At 74.2% G+C, this 18,818-nt stretch carries 22 protein-coding genes; 9 read left to right on the top strand and 13 right to left on the bottom strand.

The features are described from left to right. Positions 1 to 46: 46 nt before the first annotated feature. From ACQ452_RS25775 to ACQ452_RS25790, 4 genes are all read right to left on the bottom strand, one after another. Positions 47 to 1,006, bottom strand: a complete 960-nt coding sequence (locus tag ACQ452_RS25775) for an asparaginase (protein ID WP_433388035.1) — start codon at positions 1,004 to 1,006, stop codon at positions 47 to 49. Between the two features lie 96 nt (positions 1,007 to 1,102). After that, positions 1,103 to 1,945: a 3-keto-5-aminohexanoate cleavage protein gene (locus ACQ452_RS25780; RefSeq protein ID WP_433388037.1), complete on the bottom strand. Its 843-nt coding sequence runs from the start codon at positions 1,943 to 1,945 to the stop codon at positions 1,103 to 1,105. A 93-nt stretch (positions 1,946 to 2,038) separates the two neighbouring features. After that, a complete protein-coding gene (locus ACQ452_RS25785; RefSeq protein ID WP_433388039.1) occupies positions 2,039 to 3,151 on the bottom strand; it encodes a YgfZ/GcvT domain-containing protein in 1,113 nt (370 codons plus the stop codon). Next, complete coding sequence (locus ACQ452_RS25790) at positions 3,148 to 3,576, bottom strand: Fur family transcriptional regulator (protein ID WP_433388041.1); 429 nt, start codon at positions 3,574 to 3,576, stop codon at positions 3,148 to 3,150. Before ACQ452_RS25790 ends, ACQ452_RS25785 begins: the two co-directional genes overlap by 4 nt. 111 nt (positions 3,577 to 3,687) lie before the next feature. Here ACQ452_RS25790 and ACQ452_RS25795 point away from each other — a divergent pair, with 111 nt between their 5' ends. Continuing rightward, positions 3,688 to 4,536 (top strand): aminotransferase class IV, encoded by an 849-nt coding sequence (locus tag ACQ452_RS25795; protein ID WP_433388043.1) that lies wholly within the window; start codon positions 3,688 to 3,690, stop codon positions 4,534 to 4,536. Between the two features lie 36 nt (positions 4,537 to 4,572). On the opposite strand, the gene ACQ452_RS25800 is transcribed toward ACQ452_RS25795, so the two are convergent. Both ACQ452_RS25800 and mtfM read right to left on the bottom strand, forming a co-directional pair. After that, positions 4,573 to 5,166: an FABP family protein gene (locus ACQ452_RS25800; RefSeq protein ID WP_433388045.1), complete on the bottom strand. Its 594-nt coding sequence runs from the start codon at positions 5,164 to 5,166 to the stop codon at positions 4,573 to 4,575. Positions 5,167 to 5,221: 55 nt separating this feature from the next. Continuing rightward, on the bottom strand, positions 5,222 to 5,326 hold the full coding sequence (mtfM, locus tag ACQ452_RS25805; RefSeq protein ID WP_267897534.1) for a small membrane protein MtfM: 105 nt from the start codon (positions 5,324 to 5,326) through the stop codon (positions 5,222 to 5,224). Between the two features lie 12 nt (positions 5,327 to 5,338). Between mtfM and ACQ452_RS25810 the strand changes: the two genes are divergently transcribed. Then, on the top strand, positions 5,339 to 5,713 hold the full coding sequence (locus ACQ452_RS25810) for a DsrE family protein (RefSeq protein ID WP_433388047.1): 375 nt from the start codon (positions 5,339 to 5,341) through the stop codon (positions 5,711 to 5,713). A 40-nt stretch (positions 5,714 to 5,753) separates the two neighbouring features. Here ACQ452_RS25810 and ACQ452_RS25815 read toward each other — a convergent pair whose 3' ends face one another. From ACQ452_RS25815 to ACQ452_RS25840, 6 genes are all read right to left on the bottom strand, one after another. Further along, positions 5,754 to 6,608 (bottom strand): hypothetical protein, encoded by an 855-nt coding sequence (locus tag ACQ452_RS25815; protein WP_433388049.1) that lies wholly within the window; start codon positions 6,606 to 6,608, stop codon positions 5,754 to 5,756. 125 nt (positions 6,609 to 6,733) lie between these two features. Further along, positions 6,734 to 7,057, bottom strand: a complete 324-nt coding sequence (locus tag ACQ452_RS25820; RefSeq protein ID WP_433388050.1) for a DUF1416 domain-containing protein — start codon at positions 7,055 to 7,057, stop codon at positions 6,734 to 6,736. Positions 7,058 to 7,060: 3 nt separating this feature from the next. Further along, a complete protein-coding gene (locus tag ACQ452_RS25825; protein ID WP_433388052.1) occupies positions 7,061 to 7,909 on the bottom strand; it encodes a sulfurtransferase in 849 nt (282 codons plus the stop codon). Positions 7,910 to 8,110: 201 nt separating this feature from the next. Further along, on the bottom strand, positions 8,111 to 8,188 hold the full coding sequence (locus ACQ452_RS25830; RefSeq protein ID WP_342672298.1) for an Ms5788A family Cys-rich leader peptide: 78 nt from the start codon (positions 8,186 to 8,188) through the stop codon (positions 8,111 to 8,113). Between the two features lie 83 nt (positions 8,189 to 8,271). Continuing rightward, entirely contained in the window at positions 8,272 to 9,066 is a 795-nt protein-coding gene (locus ACQ452_RS25835; RefSeq protein ID WP_433388053.1) for an LmeA family phospholipid-binding protein, read from the bottom strand. Between the two features lie 81 nt (positions 9,067 to 9,147). Beyond that, complete coding sequence (locus ACQ452_RS25840; protein ID WP_433388054.1) at positions 9,148 to 10,209, bottom strand: hypothetical protein; 1,062 nt, start codon at positions 10,207 to 10,209, stop codon at positions 9,148 to 9,150. 246 nt (positions 10,210 to 10,455) lie between these two features. Here ACQ452_RS25840 and ACQ452_RS25845 point away from each other — a divergent pair, with 246 nt between their 5' ends. The 7 genes from ACQ452_RS25845 (at position 10,456) to pstB (ending at position 17,518) form a co-directional block, all read left to right on the top strand. Further along, on the top strand, positions 10,456 to 11,175 hold the full coding sequence (locus tag ACQ452_RS25845; protein WP_433388056.1) for a winged helix-turn-helix transcriptional regulator: 720 nt from the start codon (positions 10,456 to 10,458) through the stop codon (positions 11,173 to 11,175). A gap of 149 nt (positions 11,176 to 11,324) precedes the next feature. After that, entirely contained in the window at positions 11,325 to 12,197 is an 873-nt protein-coding gene (locus tag ACQ452_RS25850) for a polysaccharide deacetylase family protein (protein WP_433394420.1), read from the top strand. 58 nt (positions 12,198 to 12,255) lie between these two features. Then, positions 12,256 to 13,182 (top strand): mycothiol synthase, encoded by a 927-nt coding sequence (mshD, locus tag ACQ452_RS25855; RefSeq protein ID WP_433388058.1) that lies wholly within the window; start codon positions 12,256 to 12,258, stop codon positions 13,180 to 13,182. Between the two features lie 223 nt (positions 13,183 to 13,405). Then, positions 13,406 to 14,500: a phosphate ABC transporter substrate-binding protein PstS gene (pstS, locus tag ACQ452_RS25860; protein WP_433394422.1), complete on the top strand. Its 1,095-nt coding sequence runs from the start codon at positions 13,406 to 13,408 to the stop codon at positions 14,498 to 14,500. Between the two features lie 44 nt (positions 14,501 to 14,544). Then, positions 14,545 to 15,636: a phosphate ABC transporter permease subunit PstC gene (gene pstC, locus ACQ452_RS25865; protein WP_433388060.1), complete on the top strand. Its 1,092-nt coding sequence runs from the start codon at positions 14,545 to 14,547 to the stop codon at positions 15,634 to 15,636. Next, a complete protein-coding gene (gene pstA, locus ACQ452_RS25870; protein WP_433388062.1) occupies positions 15,633 to 16,721 on the top strand; it encodes a phosphate ABC transporter permease PstA in 1,089 nt (362 codons plus the stop codon). Before pstC ends, pstA begins: the two co-directional genes overlap by 4 nt. Positions 16,722 to 16,741: 20 nt before the next feature. Continuing rightward, positions 16,742 to 17,518 (top strand): phosphate ABC transporter ATP-binding protein PstB, encoded by a 777-nt coding sequence (gene pstB, locus ACQ452_RS25875; protein ID WP_433388063.1) that lies wholly within the window; start codon positions 16,742 to 16,744, stop codon positions 17,516 to 17,518. Positions 17,519 to 17,608: 90 nt separating this feature from the next. Here the strand turns inward: pstB and ACQ452_RS25880 are convergent, their stop codons facing one another. After that, the gene (locus tag ACQ452_RS25880; protein WP_433388065.1) at positions 17,609 to 18,796 is read right to left on the bottom strand and encodes an epoxide hydrolase family protein; all 1,188 of its coding nucleotides are present in this window, start codon (positions 18,794 to 18,796) and stop codon (positions 17,609 to 17,611) included. Positions 18,797 to 18,818: the final 22 nt, after the last annotated feature.

Genomic DNA, 18,818 nt, shown 5'->3' on the forward strand with positions numbered 1-18,818 from the left:
CCGGACGACTGCCGGCCCGTCGTCACCGCGGACCACCGGCGGGCCGCTACCAGAGGGGGCGGATCGCGCCGACCGGCAGGCCGCCGCCGAACAGGGGCGTCTCGGCGTACTCGGCCAGCACCGGGGCGTCCACGCCGAGCCGGCGCAGGGCGGAGACCAGCACCGGCGTCCGGGCGCGGCCCGCGCCATCGTCGATCTTGAGGGCGACCGCCCCGACCCCGGGCATCGCCGCGGCGAGCACGCCCTCGGCACCGATCTTGGCGAGCAGCCCGGGAACCCCGCGCATCAGCCGGCTGTCGTCGGCCAGCGTGCCGCCGACCAGGTCCGGGTGCGCGCGCATCGCGTCGGCGACCGCCCGGGGCACGGAGCCGGGCTCCGCCGAGACCAACCGCAGGTACGCCCCGGCCAGGCCGGTCAGCGACACCGCGAGCACCGGCGCGCCGCAGCCGTCCACCCCGACCGCCGCCGCCGGCTCGCCGGTGAACTCCTCGATCGCGTCCCGCAGCCGCTGTTGCAAGGGGTGCTCCGGGTGCCAGTAGCCGTCGAGCGGCCAGCCGGCCGCCAGGCAGGTCAGCAGCATCCCGCTGTGCTTGCCGGAGCAGTTCATCTGCGTACGGCTGGGGCCGCCGCCGGCGCGCAGCACGGCCGCGCGGGCCTCGTCGCCCACGGGCAGCTCCGGCGGGCAACCCAGGGCCGACTCGTCCAGCCCGGCGCGGGCCAGCAACGCGCCCACCCGGGCCAGGTGGAACTCCTCCCCGGCGTGGCTGGCCGAGACCAGCGCCACGTCGGCGGGGTCGGTCAACGCCAACCCGGCGTGCAGCATCCCGACCGTCTGCATCGGCTTGCTGCACGAGCGCGGAAAGACCGGGGAGGTCACGTCCCCGGCTCCGGCCACCGTCGCGCCCGCGGCGTCCAGCACCACCACGGACCCCCGGTGCACGCCCTCGACGAACCCCGACCGGACCACCTCGGCGAGCGGCGAACCGCCCTCGTACGTCTTTGCCACAGGTGGAAGGTACCGGCAGCAGCGGCCCGCTGCCCGGCAGGCGGGTGAGCAGGCGGTCTGCCGCCCGGCGTACAGCAGCGCCGGCCGGGTCGCCGCTTACCGGGCGGCGGCCGGCACGCCGAGCAGCCCGCGCGCTTCGGCGGTGGTCAGGGGCGGCCGCTGGGCGAGCTGGGCGAAGCCGACGGCCCGGGCGACGAGCTGCATGTTGGACTCGACCGGGCGGCCCTTGGCGTAGGTCACCGTGTCCTCCATGCCGACGCGCAGGTGCCCGCCGGCCGAGAGCGACGCGAGCATGACCGGGATCGTGCTGCGGCCGATGCCGGTGGCCGCGAAGGTGGTGCCCTCGGGCAGGTCGCGCAGCGCCTGGTGGGCGGAGACCAGCGTCGAGGTGGTGCCGGGCATACCGCCCGGCACGCCCATCACGAAGTCGACGTGCACGTGCCCGCCGGCCGGCAGGCCGTACCTGCCGAGCAGCCGTTGCAGGGCGGTCAGGTGGCCCAGGTCGAAGATCTCGTACTCGGGGACGATGCCGCGTTCCTGCATCCGGGTGTGCAGGTCGACGATGAAGTCCCAGCGGTTGAGGAAGACGTCGTCGCCGAAGTTGAGCGTGCCCATCGTGCAGGAGGCCATGTCCGGTCCGGCGTCGAGCACGGCGAGCCGGTCGGCCTCCGGGTCGGTCACCGCACCGCCGGAGGAGAGCTGCACGATCAGGTCGGTGCTCCCCCGCAGAGCCGCCACGGTCTCCCGCAGCCGCCCCTGGTCCAGGGTCGGCTTCGCCTCGTCGTCACGCAGGTGCACGTGGATCACGGCGGCGCCGAGCGCCTCGCACTCCTTGGCGGTCAGCAGCAGCTCGTCCAGCGTCACCGGCAGCGCCGGCACCTCCGCCTTGGTCGACTCCGCGCCGGTGGGGGCAACCGTGATCAACGTCCCTGTCGTCATGCCGGCGATCCTAGACCGAGGCCGGCGAGCCAGTCGACCGGAACTCTTGCGGCCCCAGCGCCACGAAAGGGAGATTCTTTCGCCAACGGGCGGTCAGGCCGGATCGATCGCGGCGGCGGTCTCGTTGACGAGGAGCCGGGCGTCGTCGGCGACGTTGCGCTTCACCACGGCGAGGGCGACCTGGCCCAGCTCGTGGTGGTGCACCGCCGTGCCGACGAAGCCGACCGTCCGGCCGTCGAGGGTCACCGGCGTGCCGGCGGCCGGCGGCTGGTCGGTGGTCACCCCGTCGAGGTGCAGCAGTACGAGCCGACGCGGCGGCCGGCCCAGGTTGTGCACCCGGGCCACGGTCTCCTGGCCCCGGTAACAGCCCTTGTCCAGGTGCACGGCCGGGGCGATCAGGTCCACCTCGGCGGGGATGGTCCGGTGGTCGGTGTCCACCCCGACCCGCGCCCGCCGGGCGGCCACCCGCACCGCCTCGTACGCCCACAGCCCGGCGACGGGCACGCCGTCGCTCCGGAGACCGGTGACCACCTGCTCCATCGCGGCCCGGGGCACCAGCAGGTCCACGCCGAGCGGACCCCGACGCGCCCAGCCGCCGGCGGGCAGCGGGCGCACGTCGTACAGCGCGGTCGGCCGCGGCGGCACCTCGCCGGAGCGGAACTTCGGACCCGGCACCGCGACCACGTCGGGGTCGGCCAGCCCCGTCACGCCAAGCGACGCCACCGCCGCGGTCGCCTCCGGCCCGACCAGGGACAGCAGCGCGTGCCCGGCGGTCACGTCGCGCGGCTCGACCTTGCTGAAGAACCGCATCCGCTCCAGGTAGGACAGCAGGCCGGCGGTGGCACCCGGCTCGGTGTCGAGCCAGGTGGTGCCGCCGTCCTCGGCGACCATGGCGTGCTGCTCGACGTGCCCGTGCGGGGAGAGCACCAGCAGCTCGGTGCCCTGGCCGGCGACGAGCTGCGCCAGGTGCTGAGTGGTGAGGGTGTGCAGCCAGCCGATCCGTTCCTCGCCCGGCACCGCGACGACGCCCCGGTGCGAGCGGTCGACCAGGCCGACAGCCGTGTCGAGGGTGCGCTGCTCGCGCATCGGGTCGCCGTAGTGTGCCGCGACTCCCCGCACACCGGCCGCCGCGTGTGCCGCATCGGGCTGGTCCCGGCTGGCCTCGTCGATGCTCTCGACGCTCACCGCACCCGCGATGTCGATCATTTCCGGTCCCCGTTCTCGCAGCGCACGCAGGTGCCGAAGAACGAGACGTGGCCGATGTCCACCCGGAACCCCCGCTGGCTCGCCAACTCGTCGACCAGGGGCCGCAGCAGCTCCGGATCCATCTCGTCGATCGTGCCGCAGTCCCGGCAGACGAGGTGGACGTGCTGGTCCTCACCGGCCGCGTGGTAGGTCGGCGAGCCGTGGGAGAGGTGGGTGTGGGTGACCAGGCCGAGCCGTTCCAGCAGTTCCAGCGTGCGGTAGATGGTGGTGATGTTGACTCCCGCGGCCACCTCCCGGACGGCGGTGTGCACCTGCTCCGGGGTGGCGTGGCCCAGATCCAGCACGGCCTGGAGGATCAACTGCCGCTGCGCCGTCAGCCGCAGCCCACGGGCGCGGAGTATTTCCGCGAGGGAGGATTCGGACACCGTCCGATCATAGTTCGCCGCGCGGCGTCCGCCGCCCCTCGGCCTCGCCACCGCCGGGAGACCCGGGTCGCACCCGGCCCGCCGCGGACGACGCCGCTAGGCTCGACGACCGTGGTGGCGTCGAGGATCGCCGTGCCGGGGCGCGGGCTGCTGCCGCCCGGGGAGCCGGTGCTGCGCGGCGACGACCGGGGCGTGCTGCACGGCGACGGGCTCTTCGAGACCATGCACCTGCGCGGCGGGCGGCCGTGGCTGCGCGACGCACACCTGGCCCGGCTGGCCAGGGCGGCGGCGGCCGTCGAGCTGACGCTGCCCGCCGCCGGTGTGCTGGTCGGGCTGCTCGACGCCGTCCGCGCCGGCTGGCCCGCCGAGGTGGAGGGGGCGCTGCGGCTCGTCTGCACCCGGGGCCCGGAGGGCGGCGGCCCACCCACCGCCTACGCCACCCTGGGCGAGGTGCCGGCGGCGGCCCGGGCGGCCCGCCGCGACGGGATCACCGCGGCGACCCTGCCGCTCGGCGTCGCGGCGCGGGCCCGCCCCGCACTCGACTGGCTGCCGGCCGGCATCAAGTCCACCTCGTACGCGGTCAGCACCGCCGCCCGCCGGTGGGCCGCCCGCACCGGGGTGGACGACGTGCTCTGGCTCTCCACCGACGGGTACGCCCTGGAGGGGCCGACCGCCAACCTCGTCTGGCTGGCCGGCGACACCCTCTGCACGGTGCCCGCCGCCGAGACCGGCGTCCTGCCGGGAGTGACCGCCGCCTGGCTCCTCGCACACGCCCACGAACTGGGCCTGCGCGCCGCCGAGCGCCTGGTCACCCCGGCCGGGCTGCGGACCGCCGACGGGGTGTGGCTCAGCTCGTCCGTCCGCGGCCTCGTGGAAGTCCGCGCCCTGGACGCCGTGCCGCTGCGCCGCTGCCCGCACACCCCCGCCCTCCAGGCCCTGCTGGGCTTCCCCGCCCCATGACGGGGTGCCCGGGGCGGCGCAGAGACCGGGCAGGGCTCAGCCGGCCACCCGGATGAGGCGGGCGGAGAGGTGCGGGGAGAGGGGATGACCCACGGCCGCCATCTCCTGCGCGTAGAGCAGGGCACCCTCGACGATGCCGAAGAGGCGGTGCCCGGCGGTGACCTCCTTGGCGGTCGACGTGCGGACCACCGCGTCGGTGACGAACTCGATCTGGGCGCCCGTGCGCTTGCCGACGTGCAGCTCCATCACCCCGGTGGGCACGCTCATCAACGCTTCCAGCTCGTCGGTGGCCTTGTCGCCGTCCATCACCGGCCGCCACCAGCCGATCTCCCGGCCCGCCGGGCGGACCGGTCGGCTCTGCTCGTCGAGGATCCAGGCACGCGACTCGTAGCAGAGGAACGGCCGGCCGTCGTGGCTGATCCGGATCTCCTGCGCGAAGTCGAAGTCGTCGATGGTGGGGAAGCCGCCCCGCCCCCGGCCGCGCCACACCCCGACGTACGGCAGCAGGCCGTCCAACGCCGGGTGCAGCTTCGGACCGGCGCGCAGGTCGTGACTCTCCTCGAAGGGGTACGGCTCGACCGGCGGCGCGTTCAGCCACGGCGGCGGCTGCATCGGATTCTCGTCGCTCACCGGGTCACCTTCGTTCGCGACTGCGGGGCTCGCAAACCCGGCTCACTCCTCACACTCACCAGCGCCCTCTCGATATGCGTACAGCCAGGTAGACCAGGCCACCGGCGAGCGCGCCCAGACCGGCGACCAGCAGGCTGACGAACCCGATCTCGGTAACCATCGCGACCATCCTATGCTGGGTCCCATGGCCCGCAATCTCGTCGTCAAGGCGACCGCCGGGGCGGACGCCCCCGAGCGGTGCGCCCAGGCCTTCACCGTCGCCGCCACCGCGGCCGCCGCCGGGGTGCCCGTGTCGCTCTGGCTGACCGGGGAGTCGACCTGGTTCGCGCTGCCCGGCCGGGCGCAGGAGTTCGAGCTGCCGCACTCCGCCCCGCTGGCCGAGCTGCTGCACGTGATCCTCACCACCGGCACGGTGACCGCCTGCACGCAGTGCGCCGCCCGGCGGGACATCGGCCCGGACGACGTACTGCCGGGGGTGCGCATCGCCGGCGCCGCGGTCTTCGTCGAGGAGACGATGGCCGAGGGCGCACAGGCCCTGGTCTACTGACCGCCGCCCGGCGCCGCCCGCCGCGCCGCCGACCGGTGGGTCAGGCCGCGCAGCCGGTGGTCGCGGAGAGCACCACGCGGTCGCCGGAGAGGTCGGCGACGACGGTGACCGGGCCGCGCCGGTAGGCGTACGCCGCGAGGTCCCGCAGCACCGGGGCGCCGCCGACGGGAGCCAGCGCGGCGACCGGGGCGGACGTGGCCACGACGCCGGGCGAACGGGCGCTACGGGCGGTGCCGCCACCGGGACAGGGCGCGGTGACCAGCTCGGGAATGGAATCGGCCGGAGCGCCGAGGGCCCGCAGGGCCTCCGCGAGGGCGTCGGCCTCCGCGCCGGCCGCGCCCGTGCCGGGTACGACGTGACCGTCGCCGACCGGCCGGCAGCCGCTGTCGACGGTGAACCGGACCCGGCCGTCCCCCTCGACCCCGCCGTCGACGGTCACGAACTCACCCGCGTCGGCGCGTAGCCGAGGGCCGTCCGAGGTGGCCCGCACCCCGGCCCGCCAGGCCGCCGGCAACCGGTCGGCGACCTGCTCCAGCAGGGCCCGCTCCCCGCCCGCCACGACGAAGACGTCCACCCCGCGCGACAGGTCGGCACCGTCGGCGAACGGGGTGATCCGGCAGCCCCGCTCGATCCTGGGCGGGGTCAGCACGGCGGTGTCACCGGCCGCCGCGACCAGCTCGCCGACCGCGCCGTCGACCACCGGCCCGGCCTCGGCCAGGCTGCGTTGCTCGCGGACGGTCGGCGGGTCGTTGCGCACCGAGATCCAGGTCAGCGCCGCCAGCAGCACCGCCCACGCCACGGTGGCGGCGAGCAGCAGACGCCACCACCGCCGGGAGGACGCCGGCTTTCCGGGACCGGTAGGCGGGGCGTACCCCGCCGCTTCCACGCCGTTCACGGGGGCCATCGTGTCACGCCCGTCCCGGCGCGCCCGGACGGCGGTGGCGCCCACCACCGTCGTCCGGACACGGTCGTGGCCCGCCCCGGTGCGGGGGACGGGCCACGGGCCGGTCAGGACGTGGGTCAGGAGGCGACGGTGACGACGACCTCGTTGACGCCCCGGGCGGCGGTCACGGCGGCGTCGCCGTTGCCGTGCCGGGACAGCGCCCGCAGGGTCCAGGTGCCCGGCGCGGCGAAGAACCGGAACTGACCGGCCGGCGACGTCACCACCTCGGCGGTGAACTCACCTGTCGAGTCGAGCAGCCGGACGTACGCGCCCGGGACCACCTCGCCCGGGGCGGCGCGTACCACGCCCGTGATCACGGTTTCCTTCTCCAGGTCCAGGCTCGCGGGCAGCGGGGCGGCCTGGTCGGGGGCCGCGCAGCCGGCGGCGGTGGGTGCGGTCATGGCTCACGCCTCCCCGGGCTCGTCGCCGAGCGCGACCGGCACGCCGACCAGCGAGCCGTACTCGGTCCACGATCCGTCGTAGTTCTTCACGTTGCGGTGACCGAGCAGCTCCTGGAGCACGAACCACGAGTGCGAGGAGCGCTCGCCGATCCGGCAGTACGCGATGGTCTCGCGGCCGTCGTCCAGCCCCGCGTCGGCGTAGATCTTGCGCAGCTCGTGGTCGGACTTGAAGGTGCCGTCCTCGTTGGCCGCCCTCGACCACGGCACGCTGATCGCCGTGGGGATGTGCCCGGCCCGCTGCGCCTGCTCCTGCGGCAGGTGGGCGGGGGCGAGCAGCCGGCCGGCGAACTCGTCGGGGCTGCGCACGTCGACGAGGTTCCTGGTGCCGATGGCGGCCACGACCTCGTCGCGGAAGGCCCGGATCGAGGTGTCCGGCTCCTGTGCCACGTACCGCGTCGCGGGGCGCGTCACCGCGTCCGTGACCAGCGGGCGGGCGTCCAGCTCCCACTTCTTGCGACCGCCGTCGAGCAGCTTCACATCGCGGTGGCCGTAGAGGGTGAAGTACCAGTACGCGTACGCGGCGAACCAGTTGTTGTTGCCGCCGTAGAGCACGACGGTATCGTCGTTGCTGATGCCCCGCTCGGAGAGCAGCGCCTCGAACTGGCTCTTGTTGACGAAGTCCCGGCGCACCTGGTCCTGGAGGTCGGTCCTCCAGTCGAGCCTGATCGCGCCGGCGAGGTGACCGGTGTCGTACGCCGAGGTGTCCTCGTCGACCTCGACGAAGACGACGCCCGGGGCGTCGAGGTTCTTCTCGGCCCACTCGGCCGAGACGAGTGCGGTGTCGCGACTCATCGAATCACTCCCTGGTGAGGATGAATGGTGAACCAGCACGAGGGCACCGAGAGTCGTGACGGCCGCGCCCCGTGCGGGATCCACCGTTGGACGGATCACGGGTTCGTGCGACGGCGCCGCTGCCGGGCGTTGCGAGAGAGCGTGGGGAGGAAAGGCCCCTGCGTGCCGGTGGCCGTCAGGCGACCGGGAACAGCCCCGCCGTCAGATGACGGGGCGACACAGGCAGGTGGCCACGCGGCACAGGTCGACCGCGCGCCGTTTGGTGAGGAGTATCCCCATGAGCAGGGACCCTACCAGCGAAGCCGGGAAACGCCACCGCCCCGACCAGCATCCGAGACGTCCCCCGGGGCCCGGGTGGCCGGTCAGCCGGCGGCGGAGTTGATCGGCACGTTCCTGGCGTCCGCGGTGACGGCCAGCCCCTCGGGCAGCGGCTGGACCTTCCGGACGGTGAGCTGGAACGGCAGCTCGGGCAGCGGCACGTCGATCGAGATGCCGCGGGCGTAGTTGTTGAGCAGCGTCCGGGCCAACGGCTGGTTCGGCAGGCCGTCGGCGTTGAGGTCGTTGAAGCGCAGCGCCACCTGCCCCTCCTTGCCGACCGTGATGTCCGCTGTGCCGGTCACCGTGAGCCGCCGGCCGAGGATGTCGATCGGGGCGGTGACGGCCAGCCGGCCGTTCTGCTCGCCGAGGGTCAGGCCCGGCCGGTCGAGCAGCTTGGCGAGGCTGTCGTAGCCGATGATGCCCGTCCCGTTGACCGTCTCGGCGACCACGTCGCCCTGGCCGGAGCGGATGGTGTCCAGCGAGGCGCGTACGTCGCGGGCGTCCACGTCGAGCTTCGGCAGCGCGACCGCCTCGCCCTGCACCGAGCCCTGCACGTCGCGCAGCGCGATGGAGATGCGCTCGTAGCGGCCGTCGAGCACCTGGGTGAGGAACGGGGTCCCGCCGATCCGCACCTCGGGCGCCGAGGACTGCGCCCCCTGCTTGGAGATCTCCTGCCGCACCTGGTCGGCGATGGCACGCTCGGCCACCCCGACCGCGATCCGGTCGGCCAGCACGACCACACCGCCCAGGACCAGCAGCAGCACGACGAGTGTGATCAGCACCCTGCGCCCGCGCCGCCGGGGTCGGGGCCGCTCGTCGTACGTGTCGTGCTGCGCCACGCCGTCTCCTTCTCGTCACTGCCGAGGGTGCCGCGCCGCGGCCCAACTGTGGTACCCGAACGCGAAAAGCCTCAATCGCCGTCAGAGCACGAGCTTGCACATGGCGTACGCCGCCGGCGCGGCCAGGGCCAGGCCGCCGAGTGGCCCCTGCATGTGGCGGGCCACCCACATCGTGGGCGCCTCCCCCGCCATCTGCCGGCCCGCCTCGGAGTAGCCGACGGCGAGGTCGGCCAGCACGGCGACGACGGCCGCGACCAGCCCGACGATCGCGGCCCGGGTGGGGGTGAAGGGTGTCACCAGGTAGCTGCCGAGGCCGGCGCTGACCAGGGTGCCGACCATCGCGCCGACGACCACGCCGGCCGCGCCCCGGGGCACCTGGGGGGCCAGCCGAGGCCACGGCGCCACCGCGTCGGTCAGCCTGGCCACGGCGAGCGCGACCGCGCCGGCGGTGAGGCACACCGTGATGGTCTGGGTGCCCGCCGGGATCCGGCTCAGCACGATGAGGGTGGCGAAGGCGACGACCCCGAGCACGATCAGCAGGGTGCCGCGCAGCGAGTCGGTCACCCGCACCCGGTCGACGCGCCGCACGAGCTGGCTGAGCACCGCGAGGGCGAACCCGCCGACCGCCACGTAGCCCAGTGGCGCGAGGCCGGCGACGTCCGTCTGCACGGCCGCGGTGTCGGCCGCCACGGCGGCGCCGACGCCGACCAGCGCGACCAGGCGCAGCGCGGGTGGCCGCAGGGCCATCGTCCAGGCCAGCATGAAGAGCAGTTGCACGCCGAGGACGACGACCGCGAAGGGCAGCCGGTGCCCGGGGCCGGAGGTCTGCGCCCCGAGCACCAGACCCACCCCGACCAGCGTGGCGAACCCGGCGACGGCCAGGGCGAGCGGGCGGCGCACCTCGACCGGCTCGACGGGCTCCTCGTCCGGCTCGACGTCCGGCTCGTCGTCGGCGCGGCGGGCCGGCTCGCCGGAGCGGCGGGCACGGCGCGGTCCGCTGCGTTCCCGGCGCTCGCCGTCGTCGTCGGGGGCCGGCCCGGTGCGTGCGGCCGGCGGCTGGCCACGGGACGGGCCCGTCGGCCCGGGGCGGGGCCCGTCGGGCCACTGGTCGCGGCCGGTCTCGGGCGAGCTGGAGGGAAACACGTCCCGATCGTGCCAGACCCGCCGGCCGGCGCGGGGGTCACGGTTTCGGCAACGTTAAAACCTGCGGCGCGATCACGGGCAAGCCGGGCAAAACGGGATAGGACGCGGGGGTACGGCCGGGGTGATCGGTTAGGCTCTAGCCGCTACCCGCCCGTCAGCGACGCCGGGACCCACGCAAGTTCATCAGCGCCCCGCCCCGCCTCCGGGTGCGCTGGTCGCGCGCGGCCGACGGCCGCCGGGACGGAGGTGATCGTGGAGATCCTGCTGCTGGTGACCGCGCGCGCAGGCGAGCCGTCCGCAGTATTGCCGGCGCTCGACCTGCTGCCGCACTCGGTCCGCACCGCGCCCCGCGACGTGCGGACCCTGGTCGACGGGCCCAGCCCGGACGCGGTGCTGGTCGACGCCCGCTCCGAGCTGAGCGAGGCCCGGGCGACCTGCCGGATGCTGCACGCCACCGGGCTCGGGGTGCCGCTGGTGGCGGTGGTCACCGAGGCCGGCCTGATCGCGCTGCACGCCGACTGGGGCGTCGACGACGTGATCCTCGCCGGCGCCGGCCCCGCCGAGGTGGAGGCCCGGCTGCGCCTCGCCGTCGGGCGGCTGACCAGCTCGTCCTCGGGGGCGGGTGGCTCGATCCGCGCCGGCGAGCTGACCATCGACCCGGACACCTACGCCGCGAAGCTCAAGGGCCGGCCGCTCGACCTGACCTACAAGGAGTTCGAGCTGCTCAAGTTCCTGGCGCAGCACCCGGGCCGGGTGTTCACCCGCGACCAGCTCCTGCGCGAGGTCTGGGGTTACGACTATTTCGGCGGCACCCGCACGGTCGACGTGCACGTGCGGCGGCTGCGCGCCAAGCTCGGCTCGGAGTACGAGTCGATGATCGGCACGGTGCGGCAGGTGGGTTACAAGTTCGTGGTGCCGCCCTCCCGGTCGTTGCCGGAGAGCGAGCCCGCGCCCCTTTCGGTCTGACCCCCCTTCTCCCGGGCGCTGTTCCGGATATGCCCTTTTTGTGCAGCTTGCCAGTTCTATTCTGACTGCCAGGTTTGTGACAACAAGGGGGCGGCGGGGTGCGCATCGACCACGGGGGCGGCGGTGGATCGACACGGAGGGGCAAGCCCATCCGGGAGCCCTCTCCCGCCCGCACCATCGGTCTCGCCGCGCTGGTGGTCACCGCGCTGCTCGGCTCCGCGTACGCCCTCGGGCGCGGGATGGTCCCCGACCCGCCGGCCGCCCCCACCAACGTGACCGGCGCCGCCGGCCCGCACTACGCCGACCAGCCACCGGCGGACGACGCCCCTCGCGCCCCGGAGAGCGCCCCGGGCAGTGCCCCGGCGGAGGCCGGCCAGGACGGCGGGACTCCCGGCGGCACGCCGTCACCGGCCCAGCCCGACGGGCTCTTCGGCGCGCAGACCACCAGCGGCACCTCGCGGGTCGCGCTGACCTTCGACGACGGGCCGGACCCGAGGTACACCCCGCAGGTGCTCGCCCTGCTGCGCCAGTACCAGGTGCGGGCCACCTTCTGCGTGGTCGGCGAGAACGCGCAGGCCCACCCGGACCTGATCCGGGCCATCGCCGCCGAGGGGCACAGCCTGTGCAACCACAGCTGGAGCCACGACGTCGCCCTCGGCCGGCGGTCGCCGGACGCCATCCGCGCGGACCTGCTGCGCACCAGCGACGCGATCCGGGCGGCGGTGCCGGACGCGTCGATTGCGTACTACCGCCAACCCGGCGGCGCCTGGACCGGGCAGGTCGTGTCGATGGCCCAGGAACTCGGCATGGTCCCGCTGCACTGGACGGTGGACCCGTCCGACTGGACGACACCGGGAGCCGACCGGATAGCGGCGACGGTCGTCGCGGGCGTCGTGGCCGGCTCGGTCGTGCTGCTGCACGACGCCGGCGGCGACCGGCAGGGCACCGTGGACGCGCTGCACCGCATCCTGCCGGCCCTGGCCGGCTTCGAGGTGGAGGCGCTGCCCGACGGCTCCGCGTGACCCGGTACGCGCCGACAGCACGCCGGACACCGCCCGCCCACCCGACTACGGTGACGCCATGAGCAACCCCGAACCGAGCAGCGGCCGGGTGACCCGCGCCGACCGCCTCAGCCCCGCGCAGATCGACGCCGTGACGACCCTCGCCCGGGTCGCCGGCGACGCCGACGGGGCCGACCCGTTCGACGAGCACGTCCTGCTGCGGCTCCGTGACCCGGACGCGCCCGCGGTGCACCTGACCGCCCAGGCGGACGACGGCACGCTGGTCGGGTACGCGCACCTGGACACCACCGACGCGGCCACGGGCGTCGGCGTGGAACTGGCGGTGCACCCGGCGTACCGGCGGCGCGGGACGGGACGGGCGCTGGCCCGGGGTGTCCTCGCCGCGGCCGACGGCCCCCTGCGGGCCTGGGCGCACGGCGATCACCCCTCGGCCGCCGCGCTCGCCGTCGACCTGGGGCTGCGCCGGGCCCGGGTGCTCTGGCAGCTACGCCGGCCGCTGACCGCGCCGATCCCCGATCCCGGGCTGCCGGACGGCGTGACGCTGCGCGCGTACCGGCCGGGGGCCGACGACGACGAGTGGCTGGCGCTCAACGCGCGGGCCTTCGCCCAGCACCCGGAGCAGGGCCGCTGGTCCCACGCCGACCTGCGGGTACGCCTCGACGAGCCGTGGTTCGACCCGGAGGGCTTCCTGCTCGCCGTCGACGCGGCCACCGGCCGGCTGCTCGGCTTCCACTGGACGAAGGTCCACGAGCGGCCCGGCTCGGCCCGGATCGGCGAGGTCTACGTGCTCGGCGTGGACCCGACGGCGCACCGGGGCGGGCTGGGCCGGGCGCTGACCGCCGCCGGCCTGTCGCACCTGCGGGACCGGCGGGGCCTCGACCGGGTCATGCTCTACGTCGACGACTCGAACACCGCCGCCGTGGCGCTCTACGAACGGCTCGGCTTCGCCCGCTGGTCGGCGCACGTCAACTACCAGTCGGCCTGACGCCGGGCGGTCCCGGGCCGCGGCGGCCCGGGACCGGGGCCGCCGCCCCGACGGCGCACTCCCGCGACCTGTCACCTGCCCTGCCGCTGCTGTTCATCCCCCGTTCACGTCCGACCGCCGAACCGGCCACCTGGCGCTCCTAGCTTTTGGATCAGCCGGTCAGCGCCGGTGCCCGGGCTCCCCCGGGTCAGGTGCGAAGTCAGACGTGAAGGGAACCCCTCAGGTGAAGCTCCAGCGGCACGGCACCCTCGCCTGCCTCGCTCTTACCGCGACGCTCGCTCTCAGCGCGTGCGGCTCGGACAACGACGAGCCCGCGAGCGGCGCCTCCGGCCCGGCCGCCAACTGCGCCACCGGCACCCTGAACGCCCAGGGCTCGTCGGCGCAGAAGAACGCCATGGACGAGTGGATCAAGGCGTACCAGCAGAAGTGCGCCGGTGCCAGGATCAACTACGAGCCGTCCGGCTCGGGCGCCGGCATCCAGGCCTTCGTCGCCGGCACCGCCGACTTCGCCGGCTCGGACTCCGCCCTCAAGGAGGAGGAGCAGCCGCAGGCCGACGGCAGGTGCGTCGGCGGCGCCGCGATCAACCTGCCGATGGTGATCGGCCCGGTCGCCATCGCCTACAACGTCGCCGGCGTGGACGACCTCCGGCTCACGCCGGCCACCCTGGCGAAGGTCTTCGCCGGCAAGGTGACCAGGTGGGACGACCCGGCGATCAAGGCCGACAACCCGGGCGTCACGCTGCCGTCGACCGCAGTCAACGCGGTGCACCGCTCGGACTCCTCCGGCACCACCGACAACTTCACCGACTTCCTCAGCCGGACCGCCGCGTCGGACTGGACCTTCGGCAAGGCCAAGGAGTGGAAGGCCCCCGGCGGCACCGGCGCGGCGAAGTCCGACGGCATGGCCAGCGCGATCAAGGGCCAGGACGGCACCATCGGCTACGTGGAGTGGTCGTACGCCGAGAACGGCGGCCTGCGGACCGCCAAGGTCGGCAACGGGGCGGGCGAGTTCGCCGAGCTGACCGCCGAGTCGGCCGGCAGGACCGTCGCCGCCGCCGAGGTGGTCGGCCAGGGCGACGACCTCAAGATGAAGATCGACTACAACACCCGGGAGGCCGGCGCCTACCCGATCGTCCTGGTGACCTACGAGATCGTCTGCGCCAAGGGCCTCGCCGCCGACAAGCTGCCGCTGGTCAAGGGCTTCCTCGGGCACGCCGTGAGCACCACGGGCCAGGCCGACCTGACCGAGTTGGGCTACGCCCCGCTGCCCGAATCGGTCCGCGCCAAGGTCGAGGCCGCGGTCGCGAACCTCGCCTGAGCCGGCCGCACCCACACCACCACCTCAACTCGAAGCGAGCGCAGATGGGTGAAACCCCGCACCGCTCGGCCCACGCCGGCACCGGCGGGACGCGCGTGATCGAAGGTCACGACCGGCCCGCCGGCGCCTCGGCGCGTGCGGCCGAGGCGACAGACAGCACCCGTACGCCGGGCGGAGCCGGGTTGGGCGGCGGCGGCGCGCTGCCCCGGGCCCGCGCGTTCGGCGCCGAACGGGCGTTCCGCGCGCTCGCCGTGGCCGCCGCCGGCACCGTCCTGGCCGTCATCGCGGCGATCGCGCTCTTCCTGGTCGCCAGGGCGGTGCCGGCGCTGCGGGCCAACACCGAGAGCTTCTGGACCTTCGCGGGCTGGTTCCCCAACGACGCCCAGCCGCGCTTCGGCATCGGGGCGCTCGCCTTCGGCACCGTGCTCAGCTCCGCCCTGGCCCTGCTCATCGCGGTGCCGGTGGCCCTGGGCATCGCCCTCTACCTGTCCCACTACGCGCCGCGCCGGCTCGCCACCGCGCTGGGTTTCCTGATCGACCTGCTGGCCGCCGTGCCCAGCGTGGTCTTCGGCCTCTGGGGCCGTGACGTCTTCATCGGCCCGGTGCGCGACTTCTCCGCCTGGCTGAACACGTACTTCGGCTGGATCCCGATCTTCGGCGGCGACGGCCCCTTCGGGAAGTCGATCATGTTGGGCGCACTGGTCCTGGCGATCATGGTGTTGCCGATCGTCACCGCGCTCTGCCGCGAGGTGTTCCTCCAGACCCCGACCGCCAACCAGGAGGCCGCCCTCGCCCTCGGCGCCACCCGCTGGGAGATGATCCGCACCGCGGTGCTGCCGTACGGCCGCCCCGGCGTCGTCGCCGCGGTGATGCTCGGCCTGGGCCGGGCGCTCGGCGAGACCATCGCCCTGGCGATGACCCTCGGCATCACCTTCGGCATCTCGTTCAACCTCATCACCAGCGGCGGCAACACCATCGCCGCCAACATCGCCAACACGTTCGGCGAGGCGAACGACACCGGGCGGGGCGCGCTGATCGCCTCGGGCCTGGTGCTCTTCGCCATCACGCTGATCGTCAACATCACGGCGCGGGCGATCGTCCACCGTCGCCGGGAGTTCACGGAGTCGGCCGCATGACCACCACCGTCACCGCCCCCCGCGACCGCCCGCCGGCCCAGGCGCCCACGCTGCGGGCCCGACGCCTGCCGAGGTACGCCGCGCCGGCCATCGCGTCAGCCGCCCTGTCGGTGGCCGCCGCCCTCGTGTACGGCACCGGCACCGGCGGCCCGGTGCTGGTCGTGGTGGTCGGCGCGCTGCTCCACCTGGTCGGCCTGTTCGTCGCCGCCGACCGGGTCGAGGGGCGGCGGTCGGCCCGCGACCGCACCTGGAGCGCGCTGATCCACTCCGCGTGCATGCTGGCCGTCCTGCCCCTGGCCTCGGTGGTCTGGACGCTGGTGAGCAGGGGCGTCGGGCGGCTGGACGCGAACTTCTTCCTCACCTCGATGAACAACATCGGCGCGCGGGACGCGAACGGCGGCGCGTACCACGCGATCGTCGGCACCCTCCAGCAGGTCGGCATCGCCGCCCTGATCACCGTCCCGCTCGGCGTCCTCTGCGCCATCTACCTCGTCGAGTACGGCCGGGGCCGGTTCGCCGCCACGGTCCGGTTCTTCGTGGACGTGATGACGGGCATCCCGTCGATCGTCGCCGGCCTCTTCGTGCTGGCCTTCTGGGTGCTGGTCGTGTCGCCGTGGTTCAACGACGGGCGGCCCGCCTTCTCCGGCTTCGCCGCCGCGCTCGCGCTGAGCGTGCTGATGCTGCCCACCGTGGTCCGCTCCACCGAGGAGATGCTGCGCCTCGTCCCGGCGCCGCTGCGCGAGGGGGCGTACGCCCTCGGGGTGCCGAAGTGGAAGACGATCCTGCGGGTCGTGCTGCCGACCGCCCTACCGGGCATCGTCACCGGCGTGATGCTCGCCGTCGCCCGCGCGGCCGGCGAGACCGCCCCGGTGCTGCTCGTCGCCGGCGGCGGCGCGGCGATCAACTTCAACCCGTTCGCGGAGAACCAGTCGTCGCTGGCCCTCTTCGTCTACCAGCAGGCCGGCGACGCGTCGAGCCACGCGCCGGCACGGGCGTGGACGGCGGCGCTCACCCTGGTCGCCCTCGTACTGATCCTGACCGTAGCGGCGAAGCTGCTGGCCCGCCGTAACCGGCTCGGCCGATGAACCCCGGAGGTGGCACCACCATGGCCAGGCGCATCGAAGCGGAAAACGTCACCGCCTACTACGGCGCCTTCAAGGCGATCGAGAACATCACCCTGACGGTCGAGCCGAAGACGGTGACCGCCCTGATCGGCCCGTCCGGCTGCGGCAAGTCCACCTTCCTGCGGTCGGTCAACCGGATGCACGAGGTGCTTCCGGGCGCCCGGGTCGAGGGCAGCCTCACCATCGACGACCAGGACATCTACCACCGGGACGTGGACGTCACCGCCGTCCGGCGCACGATCGGCATGGTCTTCCAGCGGCCGAACCCGTTCCCCACCATGAGCGTCTTCGACAACGTGGTGGCCGGGCTGCGGCTCAACGGGGTGCGCGGGAAGTCGATCCTGGCGGAGGCGGCCGAGCGGGCACTGCGCTCGGCCAACCTCTGGGACGAGGTGAAGGACCGGCTCGGCAAGCCCGGCGCCGGCCTCTCCGGGGGCCAGCAGCAGCGACTCTGCATCGCCCGGACCATCGCCGTCGAGCCGCAGGTGGTGCTGATGGACGAGCCCTGCTCGGCGCTCGACCCGATCTCCACGCTGGCCATCGAGGACCTGATGTTCCAGCTCAAGGACAAGTTCACGATCATCATCGTCACGCACAACATGCAGCAGGCCGCCCGCGTCTCGGACCGTACCGCCTTCTTCTCGATCGAGAAGACCGGCGACCCGGGCCGCCTCGTCGAGTACGACGACACGCAGAAGATCTTCAGCAACCCCGGCGAGCAGCGGACCGAGGACTACATCACCGGCCGCTTCGGCTGAGCGGGCCGGTTCGCGGGGCGTCGGTCGTGTCGACCGGCACCCCGCAGCGTCAACCGGTCCGGCGGGCGGCGCAGCGCCCGTCGCCGCGGCTCAGGACAGCGCCGCGAAGAACTGGCGCAGGTCGGCCACCAGCAGGTCGGGCACCTCGTGCGCGGCGAAGTGGCCGCCGCGGTCGTACGTCCGCCAGGAGACGATGTTCCTGTGGTCCCGCTCGGCGAGCGGGCGGATGGACTGGAAGTCCCAGGGGAAGTTGGCCAGGCCCAGCGGCACGACGGTCGGGTCCGGGGACGTGGTGCCACGACCGTTGACCTTCTGGGCGGGTGGGAGCACCTCCGCGTCCTCGTAGTAGTAGCGGGCCGAGGAGGCGGCGGTGTTGGTCAGCCAGTAGATCGTCGCGTTGGTGAGCACGTACTCCGGGTCGAGCTGCTCGCCCATGAGCTGGGCCAGCCAGCCGAGCAGGCCGGCCGGTGAGTCGGCCAGCGCGTGCGCGACGTTCTGCGGCTCGGTCGAGTGCAGCCGGTCGTAGCCGCCGTGCCGCTGCACGTGCAGGTCGGCGAACGCCAGCTTGCCCCGATCCTCCTCAGAGAGGGCGGCCAGCTCGTCGGCGTCCCCGGACGGCAGTGCGAAGACCTGCGTGACGTGCACGCCGATGACGTGCTCCGGGTCGGCCCGGCCCACCTCCGGGGCGATGAACGCGCCGAGGTCGTTCCCGGCCGAGCCGTACCGGTCGTAGCCGAGGCGGCGCATCAGCTCCGCCCAGGCCCGGGCCACCCGGAACCGGTTCCAGCCCCGCTGCCGGGTCGGGCCGGAGAAGCCGAAGCCGGGAACCGACGGAATGACCAGGTGGAACGCGTGCGCCGGGTCCCCGCCGTGGGCCCGGGGGTCGGTGAGCGGCCCGATCACGTCCAGCCACTCGACGACGGTGGTCGGCCAGCCGTGCGTGAGGATCAGCGGCGTGGCGTCCGGCTCGGGCGACCGGACGTGCAGGAAGTGCACGTTCTGCCCGTCGATCTCGGTGGTGAACTGCGGGTACGCGTTGAGCTTCGCCTCCCAGGCCCGCCAGTCGTACGCGGTGCGCCAGTGCGTGACGAGGCGTTCGACGTAGGCGACCGGGACGCCGTACTCCCAGCCGGGCTGGACCGGCCCCTCAGGCGTGGCCGTGGGGTCGGCCGGCAGCTCCTCGGCCCAGCGGGTGCGGGCCAGCCGGTCGGCGAGATCGTCGAGGTCTGCCTGCGGGACGTCGATGCGGAACGGGACGATCGCGGTGTTGTCAGCCATGCCCTTACGGTAGGGACCAATT

This window comes from Micromonospora sp. KLBMP9576 (assembly GCF_050941805.1).
Classification (GTDB): domain Bacteria; phylum Actinomycetota; class Actinomycetes; order Mycobacteriales; family Micromonosporaceae; genus Micromonospora.

Bases quoted from the DNA above. Each gene is read 5' to 3' on its own strand.
- mshD (WP_433388058.1), top strand. From the start codon at position 12,256: ATGAGCAACCCCGAACCGAGCAGCGGCCGGGTGACCCGCGCCGACCGC.
- ACQ452_RS25810 (WP_433388047.1), top strand. From the start codon at position 5,339: ATGCTGGGTCCCATGGCCCGCAATCTCGTCGTCAAGGCGACCGCCGGG.
- ACQ452_RS25830 (WP_342672298.1), bottom strand. From the start codon at position 8,188: ATGGGGATACTCCTCACCAAACGGCGCGCGGTCGACCTGTGCCGCGTG.
- pstC (WP_433388060.1), top strand. From the start codon at position 14,545: ATGGGTGAAACCCCGCACCGCTCGGCCCACGCCGGCACCGGCGGGACG.
- ACQ452_RS25780 (WP_433388037.1), bottom strand. From the start codon at position 1,945: ATGACGACAGGGACGTTGATCACGGTTGCCCCCACCGGCGCGGAGTCG.
- pstB (WP_433388063.1), top strand. From the start codon at position 16,742: ATGGCCAGGCGCATCGAAGCGGAAAACGTCACCGCCTACTACGGCGCC.
- pstA (WP_433388062.1), top strand. From the start codon at position 15,633: ATGACCACCACCGTCACCGCCCCCCGCGACCGCCCGCCGGCCCAGGCG.
- mtfM (WP_267897534.1), bottom strand. From the start codon at position 5,326: ATGGTTACCGAGATCGGGTTCGTCAGCCTGCTGGTCGCCGGTCTGGGC.
- ACQ452_RS25785 (WP_433388039.1), bottom strand. From the start codon at position 3,151: ATGATCGACATCGCGGGTGCGGTGAGCGTCGAGAGCATCGACGAGGCC.
- ACQ452_RS25820 (WP_433388050.1), bottom strand. From the start codon at position 7,057: ATGACCGCACCCACCGCCGCCGGCTGCGCGGCCCCCGACCAGGCCGCC.
- ACQ452_RS25880 (WP_433388065.1), bottom strand. From the start codon at position 18,796: ATGGCTGACAACACCGCGATCGTCCCGTTCCGCATCGACGTCCCGCAG.
- ACQ452_RS25825 (WP_433388052.1), bottom strand. From the start codon at position 7,909: ATGAGTCGCGACACCGCACTCGTCTCGGCCGAGTGGGCCGAGAAGAAC.